This is a genomic window from Thermogutta sp., assembly GCF_014359955.1.
Classification (GTDB): Bacteria; Planctomycetota; Planctomycetia; order Pirellulales; family Thermoguttaceae; genus Thermogutta.
Genome location: NZ_JACIYL010000625.1, coordinates 1 through 2714, shown reverse-complemented (window position 1 = coordinate 2714; position 2714 = coordinate 1). Strand labels below are relative to the sequence as shown.

The 2714-nt window shown below is 53.9% G+C and carries 2 protein-coding genes; both read right to left on the bottom strand.

Going from position 1 to position 2714, the window contains the following annotated elements; genetic code table 11:
• The coding region (locus H5U08_RS15140; RefSeq protein ID WP_297034878.1) for a nuclease-related domain-containing protein at positions 1–491 on the bottom strand (491 nt) is incomplete at its 3' end.
• Between the two features lie 16 nt (positions 492–507).
• Positions 508–2214, bottom strand: coding sequence for a 3'-5' exonuclease (locus tag H5U08_RS15135; protein ID WP_297034875.1), 1707 nt, complete (start codon positions 2212–2214; stop codon positions 508–510).
• Positions 2215–2714: the final 500 nt, after the last annotated feature.

The following is a 2714-nucleotide window of genomic DNA, read 5'->3' as shown; positions in this document are numbered from 1 at the left end:
GGGCCAGCCTGCTGCTCATCCGCCTGACGCAGCCGCTCTGCCGCCTGAGAAAGCTTTAACACTTGTATTGCCACACGAGTATCCTGCACATAGATCTGCACATCGTCGGACGATAAAATGACTCGCGGAAACACAAAATGGGCATCGCCGACTGTGTCTTTTAGTCGCGGCACGTTGCCGCGCAACAACCCAGCAACGCGCCGAGCGACGAAAGCCGCCTTGTCCAGCGGGCTCTTGTGGCTTTCGCCGCTTGCCAGGACCCACCCATTGGAGTTTCCGTGGATCGGCCCCTGCCAGCTTTTCTCTTCCACTACGTACACGGCGTGCTTGCCTACAATAATAAAATCGACCTCTACTGATGAACCGTCTGGGTTGACGAGTTCCTTGTTGCAGATCACGGTCCATGTATCCGGTAACTCCCTTTCCAATACCGCGGCAGTCCGTTCCTCACCGCGACCTACAAACTGGCCCGCTTGAATCAACCTTGCCATCGGTCAGCACTCCTACTCAGGCAAAATCCTCCGGATAGGCGGAAAACCGACACCACTCCAGCAGATGCCTGGCCACCTGGATCAGACGATTCTCTCTGGTAAAAGTCAAGTACAGCAAATCTGTGGCTCGTGTCATTGCCACGTATGCCAATTTGATTTGTTGTCGTTGAAAGCCATCTAGTGCGCTGGCGTTGTCATACAGTTTCAGTGCGTCGACTCCGAAAAAAAACACTACCGGAAATTCAAGCCCTTTCGCCGAATGCACACTCATCAGCTTGACTGTCTGCTGCTTTAAGTCGAAGCTACGACGAGACTCCGCGCTGCGTTCGAATGCGCTGTAAGGAATACCAAAACTTTTGCATGCGTTTTCGAGCCGTCTCTTGGTACCCCTGTGAGTGGTGTAGAAAATGCTGATATTCTTGTAGTCAACTATCTTATTGTCCACAAGTCGTCTGATTTCACGTCCAATGAATTCGGCTTGTTTATCCCAGCAGTCACACCACACAATCTGAACCTTCTCGCCAGATGTCCGAAAACTCGCAGCCTCCGACTCCTCAAACCAGTCAGGATCGGAAAGCGCTAGGCCTAAATGTGCAGCACAGCGAATAGCAAATCGACCGATCTGCTCCGTATTGCGGTAATTAGTAAGAAGGTGTATCGTTCTCATCTTCGTGATGGCGTCTCGACTGATCACATTCTGTGCAGTGACCGAAACGTCCGGACCCTGGCTGCACTTCCGTAACAACAGCACGTTGACCATCCGTTGCAACAAAGTCGAGGACTTACCTGCTTCTGCCTTGCGCGTCCCGGCGCGCAGGACGGAAATAATTTGAGAGGCCTGCGACAGGCCATCGTACGCCGCCTCGCGGTAGATCGCTTGTGAACCATCCATCACTACGAGCATCCCTCCACGGCCCGGACGCAAGGCTGAATAAAGGAGCCAGAACCAAGTTGGACGAAAATCCTGGCCTTCGTCGACCAGTATTGCGTCATACTTTTCCTCCAACTGACAACGTTCAATTGCTCGGAGCACCCGTTGCATATCCTTCACGAGGCTTTCGTCATCATCGTTCCATGGCAGGTAAACCGAATGCTGTTTGGCCCAGGTGAGAAATGTATTTGCTTCCACGCGACTCGCCCATGGACCAAGAAGTTGGTCAAAAGTTTTGAGTAGTGCTCGGTTATAGCAGACCAGCAGAATCCTCCAGTCAGGGTGGGCCTCCGCTAGAACTCGGGCCCGGGCAGCTAGTAACAATGTCTTGCCACTGCCAGCCACTCCTTTCAAGAGACAACATTCGCTGCCAAGGGATCTAACGAGCTTTTCCTGCTCCGCGGCCAGTTGAATGCGAACGCGACTTCGCTCCGCGCGACCTTCGTCAGTCACACGGGCCGACGGCTCGAATGTCGTCTCCGGGAACAGTCTGGCACGGCATTCAGCGACTGTTTCTTCTGTCCAAGGCATCGCGAGGCGCGGCAGCGCGGCTTCAAATCTTTCCGGCGTCAGCTCGTCAGCCGTGCAGGCCACCTCTGGCGGGATAGCACGAGATAGGTTCAGCTTTTCAAAATCAGTCCGAGTTAGTCCTGGTAGCAATAGGAGGCCATCCAAACCGTCATAGCCGGCACAGCCTTTTAGCCGACCGCGCAAATTCTCCAGTTTCCGAGATAAGTCAGCCGCCGGATTATAAACTTGGCCGTTGGAGAAACGTATGCCATCGGTTCTCACCTCCCGAATTTCCGATGGCCTCCACAAAAACAAATCCAGGGCCACGATCCCGTATGCCCTGCCCATAACCAGGAATCGGGGAAGCCCTACCGCGCTCGGTTCATGTTCCCACACCCACGTGTCAGACGGCAGCGCCTCAAATATGTGGATGCATTTGCCGATCTCCCGTGGCTGGAGATTTTGTTCAAGACACCCAGCACGAATAACATGAGCCATTGCCTCGGACCCCAGTCCAGCAGCGGGCTGATTCCGACAGCCGTGTTTCCACACAAGCAAGTTTGTAAAACCGTTTCGGTGGCCATGATTGGGCAATTAATGGGGCCCCCGAACAGACTGGAAATTGAATCCGTGTTTTTGCAATGAGGTGGACGCAAGTAGCCTCGGAAAGCCGCGGCACTGCGTTGCCCTTCGCCGTTCGCGAGATCTGCGGGCCGCCGCCCAACAGTTTTATAGGATATACTGACGATGCTTGGTAATACAAGTTTCAGCCATCACCTGGC